This window comes from Angustibacter peucedani, assembly GCF_054779595.1.
On the sequence record NZ_BAAGXY010000009.1, the window covers coordinates 14967 to 35705 of the forward strand.

Genomic DNA, 20739 nt, shown 5'->3' on the forward strand with positions numbered 1-20739 from the left:
ACCGCGACACCACTGCCAGCGGGCGCCTCGCGTGCCTGACCACCTGTGACGAAGAACGAAGGCTACGACCGTGCGTACGTACACCCCGAAGCCCGGCGAGGTCGACCGCCAGTGGCACGTCATCGACGCCACCGACGTCGTCCTGGGCCGGCTCGCCAGCCAGGTCGCCGTGCTCCTGCGGGGCAAGCACAAGCCGACCTTCGCTCCGCACGTCGACACCGGTGACTTCGTCGTCGTCGTCAACGCCGACAAGGTGGCCCTGACCGGCGCCAAGCTCGAGCAGAAGAAGGCGTACCGCCACTCCGGCTACCCGGGCGGCCTGCGCTCGCGCACGTACGCCGAGCTGCTCGAGAAGTTCCCCACCAAGGCGGTCGAGAAGGCCGTCAAGGGCATGCTGCCGAAGAACTCGCTGGCCGCGGCCCAGCTGAGCAAGCTGAAGGTCTACGCCGGTCCGGAGCACCCGCACCAGGCGCAGAAGCCGCAGCCGTTCGAGATCACCCAGGTCGCGCAGTAAGCACCGGCCCGGTCCACCCCGCAGTTACCAGCAGACACCAGCAGTTCGAGGAGAACCGTGGCTGAGTCCACCACCGAGGTCGAGCTCGACGCCGTCGACGGCGACGACGCGCCCAGCAGCTACACCAGCGAGTCCAGCGAGGCCCCCGTCCGCCGCGCGAGCGCGTCCGGCCCGGGTGCCGCGACGGGTCGCCGCAAGGAGGCCGTCGCCCGCATCCGCATCGTCCCCGGCACCGGCCGCTGGACGATCAACGGCCGCGAGCTGGCGAACTACTTCCCCAACAAGGTGCACCAGCAGATCGTGAGCGAGCCCTTCAAGGTGCTCGAGCTCGACGGTGCCTTCGACGTCCTCGCCCGCGTGCACGGCGGCGGCCCCAGCGGCCAGGCCGGCGCGGTGCGTCTCGGCATCGCCCGTGCGCTGAACGAGGTCGACGCCGAGGCCAACCGCCCCGCGCTGAAGAAGGCCGGCTTCCTGACCCGCGACCCGCGCGCCATCGAGCGCAAGAAGGCCGGTCTGAAGAAGGCGCGCAAGGCTCCGCAGTACAGCAAGCGCTGATCCACCGCGCGCGCCGTCGTCCACGACGGGACGCGCGCCGAGCGACGGCCCCGGGGTACCGTTCCCCGGGGCCGTCGCCGTTTCCCGGCCGACCCCGCGACGGGGCAGCACCGCTCGACGAGAGGCACCACGTGGCACGACTGTTCGGCACCGACGGGGTCCGGGGGCTCGCCAACCGCGACGTCACCGCCGAGCTCGCCCTCGACCTGTCCGTGGCCGCCGCGCACGTGCTGGGCGACGCCGGCGCCTTCGCCGGCCACCGCCCGTTCGCGGTCGTCGGCCGCGACCCGCGCGCCTCTGGCGAGTTCCTCAGCGCCGCCGTGGTCGCCGGCCTCGCGAGCGCCGGGGTCGACGTCCTGGACGTCGGCGTGCTGCCGACGCCCGCCGTGGCCTTCCTCACCGGCGCCCGCGGCGCGGACCTCGGTGTCATGCTGTCGGCCTCGCACAACGCCATGCCCGACAACGGCATCAAGTTCTTCGCCCGCGGCGGCCACAAGCTCGACGACGTCATCGAGGACGCCATCGAGCAGCGGCTGCGCGAGCCCTGGGAGCGCCCCACGGGCGACAAGGTCGGCCGGGTGCGCGGCGACGCCGCGGCCGCCGACGACTACGTGGCCCACCTGCTCGCCGCGCTGCCGCACCGCCTGGACGGTCTGCACGTCGTGGTCGACTGCGCCCACGGCGCGGCCAGCCACGTCGGCCCGCGGCTGCTGCGCGACGCCGGCGCGCGGGTCGACGTCATCGGCGGCGAGCCGGACGGCCTGAACATCAACGACGGGTACGGCTCGACCCACCTCGAGCACCTGCAGGAAGCCGTCGTCGCGCACGGTGCCGACCTCGGCGTGGCGCTGGACGGCGACGCCGACCGCTGCCTCGCGGTCGACGCGAGCGGCCAGGTCGTCGACGGCGACCAGATCATGGCGGTGCTGGCGCTGGCCCTGCGCGAGCGCGAGGCGCTGGCGGGGGACACCCTCGTCGCCACCGTGATGAGCAACCTCGGCCTGCTGCAGGCGATGCAGCGCGAGGGCATCACCGTCGTGCAGGCCGCGGTCGGCGACCGCTACGTGCTCGAGCAGATGCGCAGCGGCGGCTTCAGCCTGGGCGGCGAGCAGTCGGGTCATGTGATCCTCAGCGACCACGGCACCACCGGTGACGGCGTGCTGACCGCGCTGCTCCTGGCCTCGCGGGTGGCCCAGACCGGGCGCCCGCTGGCCGACCTGGCCGGCGTGATGGTGCGGCTGCCGCAGGTCATGGTCAACGTGCGCGACGTCGATAAGGCGCGTGCCCGCGACGACGAGCACGTGCGGCAGGCGGTGCAGGCGGCCGAGCTCGAGCTGGCCGGTCAGGGCCGGGTGCTGCTGCGTCCGTCGGGCACCGAGCCGCTGGTGCGGGTCATGGTCGAGGCGGGCGAGGCCGAGCAGGCGCAGCAGCTCGCCGACCGGCTCGCGGTCGTCGTCAAGGAGCGGCTGGCCCTGGGCTGACGTCCGCCCCCGGCCCTCGACGCGGTCGCCGCAGGCGCGCCCACAGCGCGCGCTGCACCAGCAGCGTCACCGACCCGGCCAGCACCATGCCGGCCAGGTTGATGCCGAGCTGCGCCGCCGCCCCGCCGATCTCGTGCGGCACGGCCAGCGCGAGGGCGAGCGCGAGGTTGCCCGCGGCCGGCACCGTCGTGACCGAGATGAAGACGCCGACCAGCGCGTTCGACCGGCCCGCCGTCAGCGACAGCGTGCCGGCCGTGCCGGCGAGCAGCGCCACCACGAACGACCACCGGTCCGGCGTCCAGATGAAGCCCGTCTGCGGCCGCGGCGCGGTCAGCGACCCGGCGTCGACCCAGCCCGCGGCGGCGGCCACGAGCGACAGCGCGGTCGTGATGGCGATCGCCACCGCGAAGCCCAGCACCAGCAGCCGGCAGCCGCCGAGCACCAGCCGTCGCTCGCGCAGCACCAGCCCGAGCGCGACGGCCGAGACCACCGAGAACTCCGGGCCGACCACCATGGCGCCGACGACGAGGATGGGTGAGTCGAGGACGACCGCCACCGCGGCGATCGTCGTGGCGAGGGACAAGAAGGCGTAGTACGTCCACGAGCTGCGGGCCCCGTCGTACGCCGCGTCGGTGACGACGTCCCAGACCACGCCGTCGTCCGGGCTGCCCGGCGCAGCGCGCTCGGCCCGACGGGCCTGCGGGGACGGCGACGCGACGACCTCCTCGATCGCCACGGTGCCGCGGTCGTCCAGCCCGAGCTCGCGCACCCGGGCCAGGACGTCGCTGGCCCCCTCGCGCGCGACGTCGCAGGTGACGACGTCGCCCGCGGGGTCGCGCGCGGCTCCGGGCAGGACGACGACGTTGGTGGTGCGCTCGTCCTGCACCAGGTAGTCCTCGACGGCCCGGCAGGCGCCGTCCGGCACGACCAGGCGCAGGTGCAGCACCGGTCAGTCCTTCAGCACGAACTCGTCGCCGCGCGTGATCGGCGTGACCGAGCCGTCGGCGTGGATGCCGTCGATCTGCACCTCGGGGCTGCCGATGACGATGTCGACGTGGGTGTTGGCCTGGTTCAGCCCGGCGTCGATGCGCTCCTGCGGCGACAGGTCGAGCCCGCCCCGGAACGCCGTCGGGTAGCCGGTGCCCCACGCCACGTGCGAGCCGATGTTCTCGTCGTACAGCATGTCCTTGTAGGTCAGGCCGGTCGCCGACACCCGCGAGTCGGCGTCGACGATCGCCACCTCGCCGAGATGCCGCGAGCGCGGGATGAGCTCGAACTGCTGCTGCACCGCCTGCTCGCCCCGATCGGCGCTGACGTCGGTGATGGTGCCGTCGCGCAGCTCGAGCTCGAGGCCCTCGACCATGGCGCCCATCGTGGTGAGGAAGAACGGCGCGGCGGTGCGCAGCCTGCCCTCGGCGCGGCGCCAGTCGGGGGAGACGAAGACCTCCTCGGTCGGCATGTTCGGCACGAACTCCACGCCGTCGACGTTCTCGAGCGAGCCGCCGACCCACACCGACTCCTCGGCCATGCCGATCGTGACGTCGGTGCCTGGGCCCTGGTAGCGGACGCGGTCGAAGGCGTGCCCGTTCAGGATCGCGGCCCGTGCGTGCAGCTTCTTGATGTGCGCCTGCCAGGCGGCGACCGGGTCGGCCTCGTCGAGCCGCATGGCCACGGCCACCGCCTCCCACAGCGCCGCCACGTCCGCGACCCCGACGCTCTGCGCCCAGCCGACGGTCGGTGCCCCGACGACCGTCCACGCGACGGTGTTGGTGGTGATCACCGGGATGAACGCCGAGATGAGGTCGACCGGCTGCGACTTGGCCAGCCGCTCGGGGTCGAGCCCGTCCATGAGCGTGGGGAACGGGTTGCCGGTGAGGCTGACGACGGCGGGCTTGGTGGTGGCCCACGACTTCACCCCCTCGACCAGGTGCGGCGGCGTCTTGCCGAGCATCTCCTCGGGCGCGTGCTCGACCGCCGCCCGTTGCAGGTGCGGGTCCGAGTACGTGATCGTCACCCGGCTCGCGCCGACCCGGTAGGCCTCCTCGGCCAGCGCCCGCGCCGTCGCGGCCTGCTCGGGCAGGCCGACGACCACCATCTCCTGCCCCGGCTGGAGGTTGACGCCCACGCGCACGACGAGCCGTGCGTAGGCCTGCAGCAGGTGGTCGAACGGCTCGGTCATGGTGCTCCTTCGGGTCGCGAGGTGGCGTCGTCATCCTCGCCCAGCGCCGTCCGGTATTCCAGGTGCAGCGCGGTGCGTCGTCCTGGCAAGGTCGTCGGCGTGGACGACGTGAGGATCGTGCGGTTCGACCCGCTGACGGACGACGAGCTGCTCGAGGGGTGGGTCGACGCGGGCATGGAGGCCGGTCGGCACGAGTTCGGCGAGGACCACACCGTCTACTCGGCGGACGAGGTGCGCGAGCGCAACCGGACGTCGACCGACCGGCGGTTCGTCATGGTGGCGGCGCTGCAGGGCGACCGGGTCGTCGGCGAGGGCAACGTGCACCTGTCGCTGGTGGACAACCTCACGGTGGCTCGCTCGTTCTTCTCGGTGCGTCCCGGGTCGCGGCGTCGGGGCATCGGATCGGCGCTGCTGGCCGAGCTGGAGGCTGCCGCTCGCGAGGACGGGCGCCGCACCATGCTGGTCAGCAGCGAGGTCTCGACTGCCCACGCCGACCCGGCCGACACGTTCGGCCCGGCGCACGGCTACGCCAAGGCCCTCGTGACGCTGCGCAACGACTGGCGCCTGCCGGCCGGACCGGTCGACGAGGTGCTCGCGCCGGTCGAGGCCGAGGCGGCGCCGCACGCCGCGGACTACGACCTGCTCACCTGGTGGGACGGCATGCCCGAGGAATGGCTCGACCAGCGCGCCGCGCTGCAGACGCGGATGAGCACCGACGCCCCGCTCGGCGACATCGAGTCCGAGGAGGAGGTCTGGGACGCCGATCGCGTGCGCGAGCAGTTCGCCACCGTCGCGGCCATGGGACGGCGCATGGTGACGACGGTCGCCGTGCACCGCGACACGGGTCGGGCCGTCGCCTTCACCGAGCTCGCGGTGGCCGAGCACACCCCTGACCACGCCTACCAGTGGGACACGCTGGTGCTCGCGGAGCACCGGGGCCACCGGCTCGGTCAGCTCGTCAAGGCGGCGAACGTGCGCGCGCTGCGCGCCGAGCTGCCGGCCGTGCAGCGCGTGGTGACCTGGAACGCGGCCGAGAACGCGCCGATGCTGCGGGTCAACCGCGCGCTCGGCTTCGTCACCGTCGGCGTCAGCACCGACTGGCAGAAGCACCTCTAGCCCACGCGTGGGCGTGGCTACCGGCATGGCGACCGCGAACTGGTCGCCCCCGCAGCCGATCCGCGGTAGCGATGCCGGTAGCCATCGCGACCGGCCCGGACATCGCTCGTCACGGATCGCGGCAGATCCGGTTGTCGGCCAAGGGGCGCCGCCGCGGCTCGGTCCTCGCAGTGGGGTGGGGGCGGCCGTGAGTGCGGCGCAGATGCTGCAATCACGACGTCACCGCCGCACCCACGGCCGCACTCACCCATGAACCGCACCTTGTCTGTGCTGAATCACTCGACTCGGCATGAGCGGATGGTGGCCGACGTCGCTCGTAGGGCCGGATCGCATGATCACGACGGGCTGCGGGCGTCACCTCGGGCCCGTGGCTACCAGCCCGGACGTCGAGCTAGGCCTTGCGCAGGCGCACGCGGGTCACGGCGTGATCCGCACCCTTGGTGAGCACGAGCGTGGCCCGCCCGCGCGTGGGCCGGACGTTCTCGACCAGGTTCGTCTCGTTGATGCGCGCCCAGATGCCCAGCGCGGTCTCGACCGCCTCGGCGTCGCTCAGCGCCGCGTACCGGTGGAAGTAGGACGACGGGTCGGCGAACGCGGTGCGGCGCAGGCGCAGGAACCGGTCGACGTACCACTGCCGCACGTCCTCGGTCTTGGCGTCGACGTAGACCGAGAAGTCGAAGAAGTCGCTCACCGCCAGCCCCGACCGGCCTTGGGCGTCGACCCGCGGGGGCTGCAGCACGTTGAGCCCCTCGACGATCAGGACGTCGGGCCGGCGGACGACGACGTGCTCGTCCGGGACGATGTCGTAGGTCAGGTGCGAGTACACCGGCGCGGCCACCTCGGCCTTGCCCGCCTTGATCTCGGCGACGAACCGCAGCAGCGCGCGACGGTCGTACGACTCGGGGAATCCCTTGCGCTGCAGCAGGTCTCGGCGCTCGAGCTCGGCGTTGGGGTAGAGAAACCCGTCGGTGGTGACCAGCTGCACGTCCGGGGTCTCGGGCCAGGCGGCGAGCAGGTCGCGCAGCAGGCGGGCGGTGGTGGACTTGCCGACCGCCACCGACCCCGCGATGCCGACGACGAACGGCACGCGCTCGCTGCCCTCGCCCAGGAACTCGCCGGTGACCCGGTGCAGCCGGGCGGCGCCGCGCACGTAGAGGTTCAGCAGCCGCGACAGCGGGAGGTAGACCTCCTCGACCTCGCGCAGGTCGACCCGGTCGCCCAGACCCTCCAACCGCTCGACGTCGTCGGCGCCGAGGGTGAGGGGGGTCTGGGCGCGCAGCGCCGCCCACGCCTCGCGGTCGAGCTCGACGTAGGGCGAGGGCAGGCTGGCGCCGTTGCCGTTGGCCACGACGGGCAAGGCTACCCTTGACGCCATGTGCGGAATCGTCGGGTACACCGGTCCAGCGGGCGGCACCGAGGCGCTCGAGGTGGTCCTCGAGGGCCTGCGCCGGATGGAGTACCGCGGGTACGACTCGGCCGGGATCGTCGTCCAGACGGACGACGGGCGGCTGGCCACCCAGAAGAAGGCCGGCAAACTCGCCAACCTCGAGAAGGCGCTGGCCGACCAGCCCCTCCCAGACGGCGTCACCGGTGTCGGGCACACCCGCTGGGCCACGCACGGCGCCCCGAACGACGCCAACGCCCACCCGCACCTGAGCGAGGACGGCCGGCTGGCCCTCGTGCACAACGGCATCATCGAGAACTTCGCGTCGCTGCGGGCCGAGCTCGTGGCGGCGGGCGTGACGTTCCGGTCCGAGACCGACACCGAGGTGGCGGCCCACCTGGTCGGCCGCGCGTACGACGAGCTGGGTGACCTCACCGACGCCATGCGCACGGTCTGCAACCGGCTCGAGGGCGCGTTCACGTTGCTCGCGGTGCACGCCGACGCGCCGTCCACCGTGGTCGGCGCGCGGCGCAACTCCCCGCTCGTCGCCGGCCGCGGCCAGGGCGCCAACTACCTCGGCTCGGACGTCGCGGCGTTCATCGAGCACACCCGCGACGCGGTCGAGCTCGGCCAGGACCAGGTCGTCACGATCACGCCGACGTCCCTCGAGGTCGTGGGCTTCGACGGCCAGCCGGCGCAGACCAAGGAGTACCACGTCGACTGGGACGCCTCGGCCGCCGAGAAGGGCGGGTACGACTCCTTCATGGCCAAGGAGATCGAGGAGCAGCCGCGCGCCGTCGCCGACACCCTCCTCGGCCGCATGGACGCCGAGGGCCACCTGGTGCTCGACGAGCTGCGCATCGACGCCGGGGTGCTGCGCTCGGTCGACAAGATCGTGGTCATCGCGTGCGGCACCGCCGCGTACGCGGGGCAGGTCGCCAAGTACGCGATCGAGCACTGGTGCCGCGTGCCCACCGAGGTCGAGCTCGCCCACGAGTTCCGCTACCGCGACCCGGTGGTCAACGAGAAGACGCTGGTCGTCGCGATCTCGCAGTCCGGCGAGACCATGGACACCCTGATGGCCGTGCGGCACGCGCGCGAGCAGGGCGCCAAGGTTGTCGCGATCTGCAACACCCACGGCTCGACCATCCCGCGCGAGGCCGACGCCGTGATCTACACGCACGCCGGGCCCGAGGTCGCGGTCGCGTCGACCAAGGCCTTCCTCGGCCAGATCACCGCCTGCTACCTGCTGGGCCTCTACCTCGCCCAGCTGCGCGGCAACAAGTACGAGGACGAGGTGCGCGACCTGCTCGCCCGCCTCGGCGAGGTGCCCGACCAGATCCAGCAGGTGCTCGACGGCATGGGCCCGGTGCGCGAGCTGGCGACGTCCATGGCCGACGAGCGGGTCATCCTCTTCCTCGGCCGGCACGTCGGCTTCCCGGTCGCCATGGAGGGCGCGCTCAAGCTCAAGGAGCTCGCCTACATCCACGCCGAGGGCTTCGCGGCCGGCGAGCTCAAGCACGGCCCGATTGCGCTGATCGAGGAGGGGCTGCCGGTGTTCGTCGTCGTCCCGTCCCCCCGCGGTCGCGACTCGCTGCACGGCAAGGTCGTCTCGAACATCCAGGAGATCCGGGCCCGCGGCGCGCGCACGATCGTGATCGCCGAGGAGGGCGACACCGACGTCGAGCCGTTCGCGGACGTCGTGATCCGGGTGCCGCAGACGCCGACCCTGCTCGCGCCGCTGGTCACCACGGTCCCGCTGCAGGTGTTCGCGTGCGCGCTGGCCACCGCCAAGGGCCTGGACGTCGACCAGCCGCGCAACCTGGCCAAGTCCGTCACGGTCGAGTAGCGCGTGATCGTCGGCGTCGGCATCGACGTGGTGGACGTCGCGCGCTTCGGGCTGACCCTCGAGCGCACGCCGCGGCTGCTCGACCGCCTCTTCACCGAAGACGAGCGCTCGTTGCCGCTGGCCTCCCTGGCGGCGCGGTTCGCGGCCAAGGAGGCCTTGGCCAAGGCGCTCGGCGCCCCCGTCGGCCTGCACTGGACCGACGCCACCGTCGTCAAGAACGCCACCGGCCAGCCCGAGCTGCAGGTGCAGGGCACGGTCGCGGCCCGCGCGACCGAGCTCGAGGTGTCGCGCCTGCACCTGTCCATGTCGCACGACGCCGGCATCGCGAGCGCCGTCGTCGTGGCGGAGACCGCGTGATCCACGCCCACGGCGTCGAGGCGGTGCGCCGCGCCGAGGCCGCCGCGATGGCCGACCTGCCCGACGGCGCGCTGATGCAGCGCGCCGCCTCCGCCCTGGCCTTCGCGGTGACCGACGAGCTGCGCTCGGCCCGGGGACGACGTCCGGTCTACGGCGCGCGCGTGGTGCTGCTGGTCGGTGCCGGGTCCAACGGCGGCGACGCGCTGTGGGCCGGCGCCCGCCTGGCCGGGCGCGGCGCGCAGGTGGTGGCCGTGGTGGTCGCCCCGAGCGCTCACGCGGAAGGCCTCGCCGGGCTGCGCGGCGCGGGCGGACGGGCGGCGCCGGCCGCGGCCGGCGCCGACGAGCTGCGCACTGCGGACCTCGTCGTCGACGGCCTGCTGGGCATCGGCGGGCGTCCCGGGCTCGACCCGGCCGTGGGCGAGCTGCTCGCGGCGGTGCCGGACGGCGTGCCGGTCGTGGCCGTCGACCTGCCCAGCGGTGTCGACCCCGGCACGGGCGCGGTCGGCGACGTGGTCGTCACGGCCACCCGCACGGTCACCTTCGGCACCGCCAAGCCGGCGCTGCTGCTGCCCCCGGCCGCGGCGCTCGTCGGGCGGCTGGACGTCGTCGACATCGGCCTCGACCCGGCCGCGCTGGGCTCGCCCGAGGTCACCCGCCTCGAGCCCGCCGACGTGGCCGCGCGGTGGCCGCACCCGTCGTCCGGCGACGACAAGTACCGGCGCGGCGTGGTCGGCGTGGTGGCCGGCGGCCCGACGTACACGGGGGCCGCCGTGCTGGCCGTGGGCTCGGCCGTGCGTACCGGCGCCGGCATGGTGCGCTACGTCGGACCGCAGGAGCCCACCGACCTGGTGCGGGCCCGCTGGCCCGAGGTCGTGCCCGGCGAGGGCCGGGTGCAGGCCTGGGTGGTCGGTCCGGGGCTCGACCCGGACGGCGACGACGGCCAGCGCGGCCATGCCGAGACCGCGCTGGCGAGCGACCTGCCGTGCGTGGTCGACGCCGGGGCGCTCGAGCTGGTGACCCGCCGCGGCGCCCCCACCCTGCTCACGCCGCACGCGGGCGAGCTGGCCCGGCTGCTGACCCGTCTGCAGGACGACGGCCCCGAGGTGAGCCGGGACGACGTCGAGGCCCGGCCGCTCCAGCACGCCCGCCGCGCGGCCGAGCTGACCGGCGCGACGGTGCTGCTCAAGGGGGCGGTCACCCTCGTCGTCCCGCCCGACGGCGGCACGGTCATGAGCGAGGCCGAGGGGCCGGCGTGGCTCGCCTCGGCCGGTTCGGGCGACGTCCTGGCCGGGGTGGCGGGCACGCTCCTGGCGGCGGGGCTCGACCCGCGCTCGGCCGGTGCGGTGGCGGCGTCCGTGCACGGCCTGGCCGGGCGCCGCGCGTCCGGCGGGGGCCCCCTGGACGCCGGGCGCCTGCTCGACGCGCTGCCCGGGACGGTCGCCGACCTGCTGGCGCTGGCAGACTGACCGGGTGAGCGACCCAGTCCTGCCGGCCGAGGCCGTCGTCGACCTCGCCGCCGTGCGGTCGAACGTCGCGGCCCTGCAGACGCGCGCCGGCAGCGCCGAGGTCATGGCCGTGGTGAAGGCCGACGCCTACGGGCACGGCCTGGTGCCGCTCGCGCGGGCTGCCCGGGCCGGCGAGGCCACCTGGCTCGGCGTCGGGCTGCGGGCCGAGGCGCTCGCGCTGCGGGCGGCCGGCGACACGGGCCGCCTGCTGTCGTGGCTGCACGTGCCCGGCGACGACTTCGCGGCGGCGCTCGCGGCCGACGTCGACCTCAGCGCGAGCGCGCCCTGGGCGGTCGACGAGGTGGTCGCGGCGGCACGGGCCACCGGGCGCTCGGCCCGGCTGCACCTGAAGATCGACACCGGGCTGTCGCGCGGGGGCGCGGCCGCCGACGAGTGGGGCGACCTGGTCGACCACGCCCTCGCCGCGCAGGCCGAGGGGACGCTCGAGGTGGTGGGCGTCTGGTCGCACCTGGCATGGGCCGACGCGCCCCAGCACCCGACGGTCGCGCGGCAGGCCGAGGCGTTCCGGGCGGCGCTCGACCTGGCCGAGCGGCGCGGGGTGCGACCCGAGGTGCGGCACCTGGCCAACTCGGCCGCCACGCTGACCAGCCCGCAGCTGCACTTCGACCTGGTGCGCCCCGGCATCGCGGTCTACGGCCTGTCGCCGGTGCCCGACCTCGGGGCACCGGCCGACTTCGGGCTGCGCCCGGCGATGACCCTGCGGGCCCGGCTGGCGCTGGTGAAGCGCGTGCCCGAGGGGTCGGGCGTCTCGTACGGCCACGCCTACACGACGCCCCGCGACACCACCCTCGGGCTCGTCCCGCTCGGGTACGCGGACGGCGTCCCGCGCGCCGCCGGCAACGTCGGGCCGCTGCAGGTGGCCGGGCGCCGGCACACGATCGCCGGCCGGGTCTGCATGGACCAGGTGGTCGTCGACCTCGGCGAGCGCCCGGACGTCGGCGAGCTGCGGGCCGGCGACCCCGTCGTCCTGTTCGGCGAGGGCGCGCACGGCGAGCCGACGGCGCAGGACTGGGCCGAGGTGCTCGACACCATCTCCTACGAGATCGTCACCCGGATCGGCTCGCGCGTTCCCCGCACGTACGTGGGGGAGGCGTCGTGAGGTCGCCGTCGCGCACCGTCGTCGGGGTCGGCGCCGGTCTGGCCGCCGCGGGCGTCGGCGCGGCGCTGGGCCTGGCCGCCGAGCGCTGGACCGCGGGCCGCGTGCGCCCGGGCGTGGGCGTGGGCGTCGAGGCGTACGGCTCGCTGCGCGGCGCGCCCCAGCGGGTCACGGCGGACGACGGCACCGCGCTCTACGTCGAGGTCGACGACCTGGACGTCGGCGAGCCCCTCGACGACGACGCCCAGCCCTCGCCCGTCACCGTCGTCTTCAGCCACGGCTTCTGCCTCAACCAGGACATCTGGCACTTCCAGCGGCAGTGGCTGCGCGGCCGCTACCGCATGGTGTTCTGGGACCAGCGCGGCCACGGCCGGTCGGGCACCGGGCCGGACGACCACTACACCGTCGACCAGTGCGGCGCCGACCTGCGCGCCGTCGTCGAGGCCACCGCGCCCGAGGGCCCGGTCGTGCTGGTCGGGCACTCGATGGGCGGCATGACCGTCATGGCGCTCGCCGCCCAGCAGCCCGACCTCGTGCGCGAGCGCGTGGTCGGCGTGGGCCTGGTGGCGACCAGCTCGGGCGGCCTGGCCGACGTCCACTGGGGGCTGGCCGACCGGCTCGGCCGGGTCGCGCACCGCGTCGCGCCGGTGGCGCTGGTCGGGCTGACCCGCGCGCCCCGGCTGGTCGACCGCACCCGCCGCATCGGCAGCGACCTCGAGCAGGTGCTCGTCAAGCGCTACTCCTACGCCTCGGACGTGCCGCCCGAGCTGGTGCGCTTCACCGCCGCGATGATCGCGGCCACGCCGATCGACGTCGTCTCGGGCTTCCTGCCCGGCTTCGACCTGCACGACAAGGGCGACGCGCTGGCCACGCTCGACGGGCTCGAGGCGCTGGTGCTCTCGGGCGACGGCGACCTGCTGACCCCGCTCGAGCACAGCGCCGAGATCGTCCGGCGGCTGCCGGGCGCCGAGCACGTCGTCGTCCCGCACGCGGGGCACATGGTGATGCTCGAGCACCCCGACGTCGTGAACCTGCACGTCGGCGACCTGCTCGAGCGGGCCGACCGGGCGGTCGAGCGCGACGGGACGACGGCCGGCCGGGGCCGTCGTCCGCGCCTGCGCCGCTCGCGGCGGGCCTAGCCGGGCGCGGGCAATTGGGCCCGGGCTGAGGCCCGTGGGCCCAGGACGCCCTGCCCGGGCGGGAGCAGGCTCGTCCTCACGAGCGTGAGGAGCCCGCCATGTCCGTCCTGCAGAGCTGGTCCCGGCTGACCGCCGTCGCCGTGGCCGTGGTCGTCGGCACCCTGGTCGTCACCGGGTGCGGCGTCGAGCACCGCGACGACTCGGTGGCGCCGGGAGCGACGGCCGACGCCGCGGCGGCGCAGAAGGTGCTGGTCAGCCCGGCCGACCTGCCCGAGGGCTTCGCCGCCAGCGGCGGGCAGAGCGCCGGCTACCGGCAGACCGTCTGCGGCGTCGACATCGAGCCCACCCCGCCGGTGCAGCAGGCCAGCGCGCGCTTCTCGCAGGGGCCGGTCGGCCCGTTCGTCGAGCAGCGCGTGCGCGTCTACCCCGACGACTCGGCGACCGCCGTCGTCGCGGCGCTGCGCAAGGCGCTCGCGACCTGCACGTCCTACCAGCTCCCGGCGAACGGCACGGCCCCCGCGGCCACGATGGCGGTGCGCCCGCTCGACCTGCCGCAGCTGGGTGACGAGTCCGTCGCCTGGCGCCAGGTGCCGCAGACCGACCTGCCGATCACCACCGACGTCGTCCTGATCCGCAGCGGTCGCACCGTCGTCCTGATGACGTCGTACGCGCTCAAGGAGGCCCCGCCCGAGACCACCGTGAAGCAGGCGGCCACCGCCGCGGCGAACCGGCTCGGGGCATGACCGCCTGGCTGCGGGCCCTGCGCCGCCGGCTCTCCAGCGACCGCGGCGCCGGCACCCTGGAGTACGTCGGCATCGCCGTCCTGATCGGCGGCATCTGCACCGCGCTGCTGGTGACGCCGGTCGCCGCCCGCGCCACCGGGGCGGTGTCCACCGCGGTCTGCAAGATCACCGGCGGCACCCAGTGCGGGTCGGACGGCGTCGGCGACCCGTCGCTGTCGCCGTACGAGCAGGCGACGTCCGGCGAGTACGTCGCGATGGGCGACTCGTTCTCGTCGGGCGAGGGCGCGGGCGACTACGAGCCGCAGTCCGACCGCGACGACCGCGGGTTCGCCGACTGGATGGACTCGCACCTGTGGTGGCCGGGCGACCGCGACCCCAAGTACCACAACGGGTGCCACCGCTCGGGCAACGCCTACGGCTCGATCGTGGCGGCGGAGAACGACTTCAAGGGCGGCTCGTCGTTCGTCGCCTGCTCGGGTGCCGAGATCAACGAGTTCACCAACCCCAACGCGGGCCAGACGGGAGAGGGGCCGCAGGAGGACGCGCTCAGCGACAAGACGAGCCTGGTGACCTTCTCCATCGGCGGCAACGACATGGGGTTCGCCGACGTCCTCAAGGACTGCGTCATCAACGGCGCCACCTGCGAGGACAAGAACGAGGCGAAGTTCCAGCAGCGCCTGGTCGACAAGAAGGCCGAGCTGATCGAGACGTACCGGCGGATCCGGGAGAAGGCGCCCAACGCGCGGATCATCATCGTGGGCTACCCGCACCTGTTCCCCGACGACCCGTCGAACAACTACCGCAACCTGCTGTTCGCGGACGACCAGCGCTGGATGAACGAGAAGGGTGACCAGCTGAACGCCATGCTGGCCGCGGCGGCCCGGGAGAGCGGCGCGGACGTGGAGTTCATCGACCCGACGGAGGCGTTCCGCGGGCACGGGATCGGCAGCTCGGACCCGTGGTTCAACGACATCTCGGTGCAGGCCAACGGGTTCTCGCCCATCAACCCCGAGAGCTTCCACCCCAACGCCGCGGGGCAGCGCGCGTACGCGGCGCTGGTGCAGGAGCAGATGCGTCACCCCAAGCCCTGACCCGTAGCATGGGCGCGTGCAGGCCCAGCAGACCGTCGCGACGCGCGACGACATGCACGCGCTCGGACGGCGGCTGGCCGACGTCCTGCGGCCGGGCGACCTGGTGGTGCTCACCGGTGACCTCGGCGCCGGCAAGACGACGCTGACGCAGGGGATCGGCGCCGGCCTCGGGGTGCGAGGGCCGGTCACCTCGCCGACCTTCGTCATCGCGCGCGTGCACCCGAGCGAGGTCGACGGACCGCCGCTCGTGCACGTCGACGCCTACCGGCTGGGCTCGATCGCCGAGGTCGACGACCTCGACCTCGACGCGAGCCTGGAGCACAGCATCACCGTCGTCGAGTGGGGCGAGGGCCTCGTCGACGACCTCACGACCGACCGGCTGCACGTGGCGATCACCCGACCGCGCGGCCAGGACGCGGGTCCGGACGGCGACCGCGACGTCGTGCGCGAGGACGTCGAGACCGACGAAGCGGACGACGCGGCGGACGACGCGGCGGACGACGCGGTGGACGACGAGACCGGCGACCTCGAGCAGCCGCGCCAGGTGCGGGTCGAGGGGTTCGGCCCGCGCTGGGCCGACGTCGAGCTGGGGGCCTGAGCCGTGCTGCTGCTGGCCCTCGACACCGCCACGCCCGCGGTGACCGTCGCGCTGCACGACGGCGAGCGAGTGGTCGCCGAGTCGCTCGCGGTCGACGCGCGCCGTCACGGCGAGCTGCTGGCGCCGGGCGTCGAATCCGTTCTCGCGCAGGCAGGAGCGACCGCGCGCGACCTCACCGACGTGGCGGTGGGCACCGGGCCGGGCCCGTTCACCGGGCTGCGCGTCGGCCTGGTCACCGCTCGCACCATGGGGGCGGCGCTGGGGCTGCCGGTGCACGGGCTGTGCACGCTCGACGCGCTGGCAGCGCGGGCCGCGGACGAGGGCGCGGTCGACGGACCCTTCGTCGTCGCGACGGATGCCCGGCGCCGCGAGGTCTACTGGGCGGCGTACGAGGCGGGATCGTCCGTGCCGCAACGGGTGCAGGGTCCTGAGGTCAGCCGGCCCGCCGACGTCCCGCTCGACGGACGGCCGGTGGTCGGGCGTGGTGCGTCGCTGTACCCGGACGACCTGGGTGACCCGGTCGGTCCGCTCGACCCGTCGGCCGCCGCGCTGGCCAGCGCCGTCGTCCGGCTGCTCGCGGCCGGCGCCGACCTGTCGGACGTCGAGCCGCGGTACCTGCGGCGTCCGGACGTGCACGAGGGCGGCGGGCGCAAGAGCGTCCTGGGATGAGCGAGCCGACGCTGGCGCCGTTGCGTCCCCTGCGCTGGTGGGACGTCGAGCCGTTGCTGCCGTTGGAGCGCGAGCTGTTCGGACCCGAGGCGTGGAGAGTCGAGACCTGGTGGGCCGAGCTGGCCCAGCCGGCGCAGCGGCGGTACGTGCTGCTGCCGGGGGAGGAGCCGGACGAGGTTCTCGGCTACGCGGGGGTGTCGGTGCCGGGTCACGACGGCGACGTCATGACGGTGGCGGTGCACCCGTCGCTGCAGGGGCGGGGCGTCGGGGGGCTGCTGGTGCGACGGCTGGTCGAGGACGCCGCGGCGATGGGCGCGCAGCGGCTGCTGCTCGAGGTGCGCGCCGACAACGTCCCGGCCCAGCGACTCTACGCGCGCGAGGGCTTCGAGCGGATCGCCGTCCGTCGCGGCTACTACCGCACCGCCGACGGCCCCGCGGACGCCTGGGTCATGCGCCGCTCGGTACCCTGAGCCCTGTGAGCGACGCCCCGCTGGTGCTCGGCATCGAGACCTCGTGCGACGAGACCGGCGTCGGGATCGTGCGCGGCGGCGAGCTGCTCGTCGACGCGGTCGCGAGCAGCGTCGAGGAGCACGCGCGCTTCGGCGGCGTGGTGCCCGAGGTGGCCAGCCGCGCGCACCTGGAGGCCATGGCGCCGACGGTCGAGCGGGCCTGCCGCGAGGCCGGCGTGCGACTCGCGGACGTCGACGCGCTGGCCGTGACGAGCGGGCCGGGTCTGGCCGGCGCGCTGCTCGTGGGGGTCGCGGCAGCCAAGGCGCTGGCGCTCTCGCTGGGCAAGCCGCTGTACGGCGTGAACCACCTGGCCGCGCACGTCGCGGTCGACCAGCTCGAGCACGGCCCGCTGCCCGAGCCCACGATGGCGCTGCTGGCGTCGGGCGGTCACTCCTCGCTGCTGCTGGTGCCGGACGTGACGTCCGACGTCCGGCCGCTGGGCTCGACGATCGACGACGCGGCCGGCGAGGCGTTCGACAAGGTGGCGCGGCTGCTCGGGCTGCCGTTCCCCGGCGGCCCGCACGTCGACCGCGCCGCGCGCGAGGGCGACCCGGCGGCGATCGCCTTCCCGCGCGGGCTGACCCGGCCGAAGGACCTCGAGCGGCACGCGTACGACTTCTCGTTCTCGGGGCTGAAGACCGCGGTGGCGCGCTGGGTCGAGCAGCGCGAGGCCGACGGCGAGCCGGTGCCGGTCGCCGACGTCGCCGCGAGCTTCCAGGAGGCCGTGGTCGACGTCCTGACCCGCAAGGCCGTCGCCGCGTGCCGTGCGCAGGGGGTCGGCACGCTGCTGGTCGGCGGTGGGGTGGCCGCCAACTCGCGACTGCGCGCGATGGCCCAGGAGCGTTGCAGCGCAGCAGGTATCACGCTCCGGGTGCCGCGCCCCGGGCTGTGCACCGACAACGGCGCGATGGTGGCGGCGCTCGGTGCCGAGATGGTCGCCCGCGGGCGCCCGCCGAGCGCCCTCGACCTGCCGGCCGACTCCTCGATGCCGGTGACGACCGTCCTCGCATGAGGTGCGTCGTGGTGGGCGCCGGGGCGTGGGGTCTGCCCGCGGCCGCCGAGCTCGCCGGTCGCGGTCACGACGTCGTCCTCGTCGACCGGTACGGCGTCGCGAACCGGCTCTCCTCCTCGCCTGGCCCGACCCGGTTGTGGCGGCTGACCCACCCCGACGCCGTCCGGGTGCGGCTGGCGCAGCGCAGCGTCGAGGCGATGGAGCGGCTGGCCCGCCGCAGCGGTCGCACCGTGCACCTGCGGCGCGGGCTGCTGTGGCGCGACGACGTGTCGCTCGACGCCGTGCAGGCCGCGCTGGACGAGGTCGGTGTCGACCACGAGGTCGTGGCGGCGGACGACGTGGCGCGGGTGCTCCCCGGCCTGCGCTCCGACGGCCGGGACGGCGTCTGGCAGGCGGACGCCGGCCCGGTGCTCGCTGCCGAGTCGATGGCCGCGCAGGCGGGGTTGTTCCAGGCGGCCGGAGGCACCCTGGAAGTCGGCCGGGTGGTGGTCTCGGTCGAGACGGCAGCCGAGGGTGTCGCGCTGACCTGCGACGACGGATCGGTGCTGCGGGCGGACGTCGTCGTGCTCGCCCCCGGTCCGGGGGCGAGCGCCCTGCTCGAGCAGGTCGGCGTGACGCTCCCGCTGCGACCGCACCTCGAGCAGGTGGTGCACCTGGGCGACGGCGGTCCGGCGCTCGACGACCTGCCGTGCCTTTTCGACGGGCCGGACGGCGACGAGCCGGGCCTGTACGCGATGCCCACCCCGGGTGTCGGCTACAAGGTCGGGCTCGACCGACCGCTGCGCGACCTCGTCGAGGGCGACGGCGACCGCACGCCCGACGCACCGCTGGTCGAGGCCACGCGCCAGCGGGTGGGTCGGATGCTCGCGAGCGTGCCGGCGCGCGTCGTCGACGCCCAGGTCTGCTGCTGGACCGACTCGCCCGACCACCGTTTCGTCGTCGACAGCCTGCCCGGCGGCGTGGTGGTCGCCTGCGGTGACAGCGGCGAGGGCTTCAAGTTCTCCGCGTTGATGGGCCTGGTGCTGGCCGACCTGGCCGAGGGCCGCACCCCGGACGCCGACGTCGCGACGTTCGGGCTCGCCCGCTTCAGCGACGTCGGCACGCTGGACGTCGACACCCCGCACGTCCTGGGTCGCTAGCTCCGCGCGCAGCCCGCCGACGGTCAGGCGGTCGCCAGCGCGACCCGGCCCTCGGGCGCCTCGGCCGTGCCCTTGACCAGGTGCACCACCGACCCGAACCCGGCGGCGAGCGCGACGGCGGTCACGTCGTCCCCGGTGTCGTACAAGCGGTGACCTGCGGCGGGGAAGCGCTTCTGCGCCATCGCCGGCATGTTCGCGCGCAGCTGGTAGCCGAGGGCCAGCAGCCCTCCGGGCCGCAGGCTCGACCGGACGGCGGCGAGCTCGGCGGAGGGGTCGGACCAGAAGTAGAGGACGTGGTTCGCCATCACGAGGTCCGCGGGGGCGGCGACGCCCAGGCCGCCTACGCCGCCCTCGAGCAACGTCAGCCGCCCGTCGGACACGGCGGCCCGGTTGCGCTTGCGGGACTGCGCCAGCATCACCGGGGAGAGGTCGACGCCCCATACCTGGGCTTCGGGGAAGCGCGCGAGCAGTGCCTCCAACCCGACACCGGGACCGGGGCCCAGCTCGGCGACACGGTGAGGTGGCGCGTCGAGGTGTTCAGCAGCCTGGTCGACCACCCAGTGGCTGAGTGCCGCGTTGCCCTTCGCCATGCCGCGCCCGACGACGGCGCCCAACCATCCCGAGGGGCGACCGAACTGCTCCGCAAGACCCATCCCCGCAGTATCGGGCGCGTCGTCACCCGGCGTCAGGATTTCGACCAGTGCGTTGCCGCAGTGGCCCGAGGTTGCTGTCGCGGCGGAACTCACGGCGCGACCTGACGAAGACCGCGACGGCTCGTGAACACGACCACGACGAGAGCCGCCCATCGAGCCGCAGAGCGCGACTCCGAGCCGGGCAGCGCCGGACTTGGTCATGGAACGACGACCGTCAGACCGCGGGGTGCGGCTGTGGGTGCGGCGCAGATGCTGCGATCACGACATCACCGCCGCACCCACGACCGCACTCATCCAGGAGCCGCACCTTCCCGGTGCCAACTCACACAACTCGATGCGGGTGCAGGCGGGTTCAGACCTGGGCGCGGAGGACGTCGACCTCGCAGCCGGGCAGGAACGGGTCGAAGCCGTGCTCGATCAACCAGCGGATCGCCGTCAGGCTGCGCAGCGACCGGTGGCCCCGCACCGCGTCGCGGTCGACGTCCGACCCGTAGCCGACGAGGAGGTCGTCGAGCCGCTCCGGCTCGCCGAGGGTCAGGATCGCGAGGTCGAACATCGCATCGCCCTGACCCGCCTCCGACCAGTCCAGGATCCCCGTCACCGCCCCGCCGTCGACGAACACGTGGTCGACCTGCAGGTCGCCGTGGGTGAACACGGGAGCCCACGGCCGCACTGCACCCAGGGCCAGCTCGCGGTTGCGCTCGACCAGGTCTGCGGGCAGGACGTCGTTCGAGACCAGCCACCGGCACTCCTCGTCCAGCCGGGCCGCGCGGTCGCGGTCCTGGTTCGACGTCCAGGGCGGCAACGGAGCGTCGTGCAGCGCCCGGACGGCGGCACCGACCGCCGCCCAGGTCGCCGGCGACGCCGGCGACGGCTCGCCGAGGTGACCGAGGCGTACGCCGGGCAGGGCGCCGAGCGCGAGCACCGGCGGCTTCCGCCACAGCACGCGCGGGGTCGGCACCGGGGCCAGGTCCATCGCCCGTACCTCGACGTCGGTGCGCGCGGCGTCGGCGTCGACCTTCAGGAACACCTCGCCGACCCGCAGCGTCGCGCGCTCGCTGTGGGCGACCACCACCTCGACGTCGTCCGGCACGTGGCTCATCATCGCGTGCGAGCCGCGGGCGTGGC

The 20739-nt window shown here is 74.5% G+C and carries 21 protein-coding genes; 16 read left to right on the forward strand and 5 right to left on the reverse strand.

All coding sequences use genetic code 11. The annotated features are described in order from the left end of the window. The first annotated feature begins 70 nt into the window (after positions 1-70). From rplM to glmM, 3 genes are all read left to right on the forward strand, one after another. A complete protein-coding gene (gene rplM / locus ACYVJ4_RS02950; RefSeq protein ID WP_460458616.1) occupies positions 71-514 on the forward strand; it encodes a 50S ribosomal protein L13 in 444 nt (147 codons plus the stop codon). A gap of 57 nt (positions 515-571) precedes the next feature. Further along, the gene (gene rpsI / locus ACYVJ4_RS02955) at positions 572-1069 is read left to right on the forward strand and encodes a 30S ribosomal protein S9 (RefSeq protein ID WP_460458617.1); all 498 of its coding nucleotides are present in this window, start codon (positions 572-574) and stop codon (positions 1067-1069) included. A 131-nt stretch (positions 1070-1200) separates the two neighbouring features. Continuing rightward, positions 1201-2550 (forward strand): phosphoglucosamine mutase, encoded by a 1350-nt coding sequence (gene glmM / locus ACYVJ4_RS02960; protein ID WP_460458618.1) that lies wholly within the window; start codon positions 1201-1203, stop codon positions 2548-2550. Here the strand turns inward: glmM and ACYVJ4_RS02965 are convergent. After that, entirely contained in the window at positions 2525-3496 is a 972-nt protein-coding gene (locus ACYVJ4_RS02965) for a DUF389 domain-containing protein (RefSeq protein WP_460458619.1), read from the reverse strand. The two genes, glmM and ACYVJ4_RS02965, sit on opposite strands and share 26 nt — an antisense overlap. A 3-nt stretch (positions 3497-3499) precedes the next feature. Then, on the reverse strand, positions 3500-4729 hold the full coding sequence (locus ACYVJ4_RS02970) for an aminopeptidase (protein WP_460458620.1): 1230 nt from the start codon (positions 4727-4729) through the stop codon (positions 3500-3502). A 99-nt stretch (positions 4730-4828) separates the two neighbouring features. On the opposite strand from ACYVJ4_RS02970, the gene ACYVJ4_RS02975 reads away from it, so the two are divergent. Continuing rightward, positions 4829-5845 carry a GNAT family N-acetyltransferase gene (locus ACYVJ4_RS02975; RefSeq protein WP_460458621.1) on the forward strand — a complete coding sequence of 339 codons (1017 nt, stop codon included), beginning with the start codon at positions 4829-4831 and terminating at the stop codon, positions 5843-5845. Positions 5846-6236: 391 nt separating this feature from the next. Here ACYVJ4_RS02975 and coaA read toward each other — a convergent pair whose 3' ends face one another. Continuing rightward, the gene (gene coaA / locus ACYVJ4_RS02980) at positions 6237-7220 is read right to left on the reverse strand and encodes a type I pantothenate kinase (RefSeq protein ID WP_460458622.1); all 984 of its coding nucleotides are present in this window, start codon (positions 7218-7220) and stop codon (positions 6237-6239) included. On the opposite strand from coaA, the gene glmS reads away from it, so the two are divergent. The 12 genes from glmS to ACYVJ4_RS03040 all read left to right on the forward strand — a co-directional run bounded on the left by glmS (position 7219) and on the right by ACYVJ4_RS03040 (position 18958). Then, positions 7219-9078 carry a glutamine--fructose-6-phosphate transaminase (isomerizing) gene (gene glmS / locus ACYVJ4_RS02985; protein ID WP_460458623.1) on the forward strand — a complete coding sequence of 620 codons (1860 nt, stop codon included), beginning with the start codon at positions 7219-7221 and terminating at the stop codon, positions 9076-9078. The genes coaA and glmS overlap by 2 nt on opposite strands. Positions 9079-9081: 3 nt before the next feature. Further along, entirely contained in the window at positions 9082-9435 is a 354-nt protein-coding gene (locus ACYVJ4_RS02990; RefSeq protein WP_460458624.1) for a holo-ACP synthase, read from the forward strand. Then, a complete protein-coding gene (locus tag ACYVJ4_RS02995; RefSeq protein WP_460458625.1) occupies positions 9432-10901 on the forward strand; it encodes a bifunctional ADP-dependent NAD(P)H-hydrate dehydratase/NAD(P)H-hydrate epimerase in 1470 nt (489 codons plus the stop codon). Before ACYVJ4_RS02990 ends, ACYVJ4_RS02995 begins: the two co-directional genes overlap by 4 nt. A gap of 4 nt (positions 10902-10905) precedes the next feature. Then, on the forward strand, positions 10906-12060 hold the full coding sequence (alr, locus tag ACYVJ4_RS03000) for an alanine racemase (protein ID WP_460458626.1): 1155 nt from the start codon (positions 10906-10908) through the stop codon (positions 12058-12060). Beyond that, positions 12057-13196, forward strand: coding sequence for an alpha/beta fold hydrolase (locus ACYVJ4_RS03005; RefSeq protein ID WP_460458627.1), 1140 nt, complete (start codon positions 12057-12059; stop codon positions 13194-13196). Before alr ends, ACYVJ4_RS03005 begins: the two co-directional genes overlap by 4 nt. A gap of 98 nt (positions 13197-13294) precedes the next feature. Beyond that, the gene (locus tag ACYVJ4_RS03010; RefSeq protein WP_460458628.1) at positions 13295-13939 is read left to right on the forward strand and encodes a hypothetical protein; all 645 of its coding nucleotides are present in this window, start codon (positions 13295-13297) and stop codon (positions 13937-13939) included. Beyond that, complete coding sequence (locus tag ACYVJ4_RS03015; RefSeq protein WP_460458629.1) at positions 13936-15030, forward strand: SGNH/GDSL hydrolase family protein; 1095 nt, start codon at positions 13936-13938, stop codon at positions 15028-15030. The genes ACYVJ4_RS03010 and ACYVJ4_RS03015 overlap by 4 nt, the downstream gene beginning before the upstream one ends. Before the next feature lie 52 nt (positions 15031-15082). After that, the gene (gene tsaE, locus ACYVJ4_RS03020; protein ID WP_460458653.1) at positions 15083-15628 is read left to right on the forward strand and encodes a tRNA (adenosine(37)-N6)-threonylcarbamoyltransferase complex ATPase subunit type 1 TsaE; all 546 of its coding nucleotides are present in this window, start codon (positions 15083-15085) and stop codon (positions 15626-15628) included. A 3-nt stretch (positions 15629-15631) separates the two neighbouring features. Then, positions 15632-16297, forward strand: a complete 666-nt coding sequence (gene tsaB / locus ACYVJ4_RS03025; protein WP_460458630.1) for a tRNA (adenosine(37)-N6)-threonylcarbamoyltransferase complex dimerization subunit type 1 TsaB — start codon at positions 15632-15634, stop codon at positions 16295-16297. Next, positions 16294-16767: a ribosomal protein S18-alanine N-acetyltransferase gene (gene rimI / locus ACYVJ4_RS03030; RefSeq protein ID WP_460458631.1), complete on the forward strand. Its 474-nt coding sequence runs from the start codon at positions 16294-16296 to the stop codon at positions 16765-16767. The genes tsaB and rimI overlap by 4 nt, the downstream gene beginning before the upstream one ends. A 5-nt stretch (positions 16768-16772) precedes the next feature. Further along, positions 16773-17819 (forward strand): tRNA (adenosine(37)-N6)-threonylcarbamoyltransferase complex transferase subunit TsaD, encoded by a 1047-nt coding sequence (gene tsaD, locus ACYVJ4_RS03035; RefSeq protein ID WP_460458632.1) that lies wholly within the window; start codon positions 16773-16775, stop codon positions 17817-17819. Then, entirely contained in the window at positions 17816-18958 is a 1143-nt protein-coding gene (locus ACYVJ4_RS03040; RefSeq protein WP_460458633.1) for an NAD(P)/FAD-dependent oxidoreductase, read from the forward strand. Before tsaD ends, ACYVJ4_RS03040 begins: the two co-directional genes overlap by 4 nt. Positions 18959-18981: 23 nt before the next feature. On the opposite strand, the gene ACYVJ4_RS03045 is transcribed toward ACYVJ4_RS03040, so the two are convergent. Both ACYVJ4_RS03045 and ACYVJ4_RS03050 read right to left on the reverse strand, forming a co-directional pair. After that, complete coding sequence (locus ACYVJ4_RS03045) at positions 18982-19611, reverse strand: class I SAM-dependent methyltransferase (RefSeq protein WP_460458634.1); 630 nt, start codon at positions 19609-19611, stop codon at positions 18982-18984. A 352-nt stretch (positions 19612-19963) separates the two neighbouring features. Next, positions 19964-20704, reverse strand: a complete 741-nt coding sequence (locus ACYVJ4_RS03050) for a phosphotransferase family protein (RefSeq protein WP_460458635.1) — start codon at positions 20702-20704, stop codon at positions 19964-19966. Between the last annotated feature and the right edge of the window lie 35 nt (positions 20705-20739).

What these genes read in the sequence shown, in the direction of transcription:
- ACYVJ4_RS03045 (WP_460458634.1), bottom strand. Translation starts at nt 19,611, where the DNA reads ATGGGTCTTGCGGAGCAGTTCGGTCGCCCCTCGGGATGGTTGGGCGCC.
- rimI (WP_460458631.1), top strand. Translation starts at nt 16,294, where the DNA reads ATGAGCGAGCCGACGCTGGCGCCGTTGCGTCCCCTGCGCTGGTGGGAC.
- ACYVJ4_RS03040 (WP_460458633.1), top strand. Translation starts at nt 17,816, where the DNA reads ATGAGGTGCGTCGTGGTGGGCGCCGGGGCGTGGGGTCTGCCCGCGGCC.
- tsaE (WP_460458653.1), top strand. Translation starts at nt 15,083, where the DNA reads ATGCACGCGCTCGGACGGCGGCTGGCCGACGTCCTGCGGCCGGGCGAC.
- ACYVJ4_RS02970 (WP_460458620.1), bottom strand. Translation starts at nt 4,729, where the DNA reads ATGACCGAGCCGTTCGACCACCTGCTGCAGGCCTACGCACGGCTCGTC.
- glmS (WP_460458623.1), top strand. Translation starts at nt 7,219, where the DNA reads ATGTGCGGAATCGTCGGGTACACCGGTCCAGCGGGCGGCACCGAGGCG.
- ACYVJ4_RS03015 (WP_460458629.1), top strand. Translation starts at nt 13,936, where the DNA reads ATGACCGCCTGGCTGCGGGCCCTGCGCCGCCGGCTCTCCAGCGACCGC.
- ACYVJ4_RS03010 (WP_460458628.1), top strand. Translation starts at nt 13,295, where the DNA reads ATGTCCGTCCTGCAGAGCTGGTCCCGGCTGACCGCCGTCGCCGTGGCC.
- coaA (WP_460458622.1), bottom strand. Translation starts at nt 7,220, where the DNA reads ATGGCGTCAAGGGTAGCCTTGCCCGTCGTGGCCAACGGCAACGGCGCC.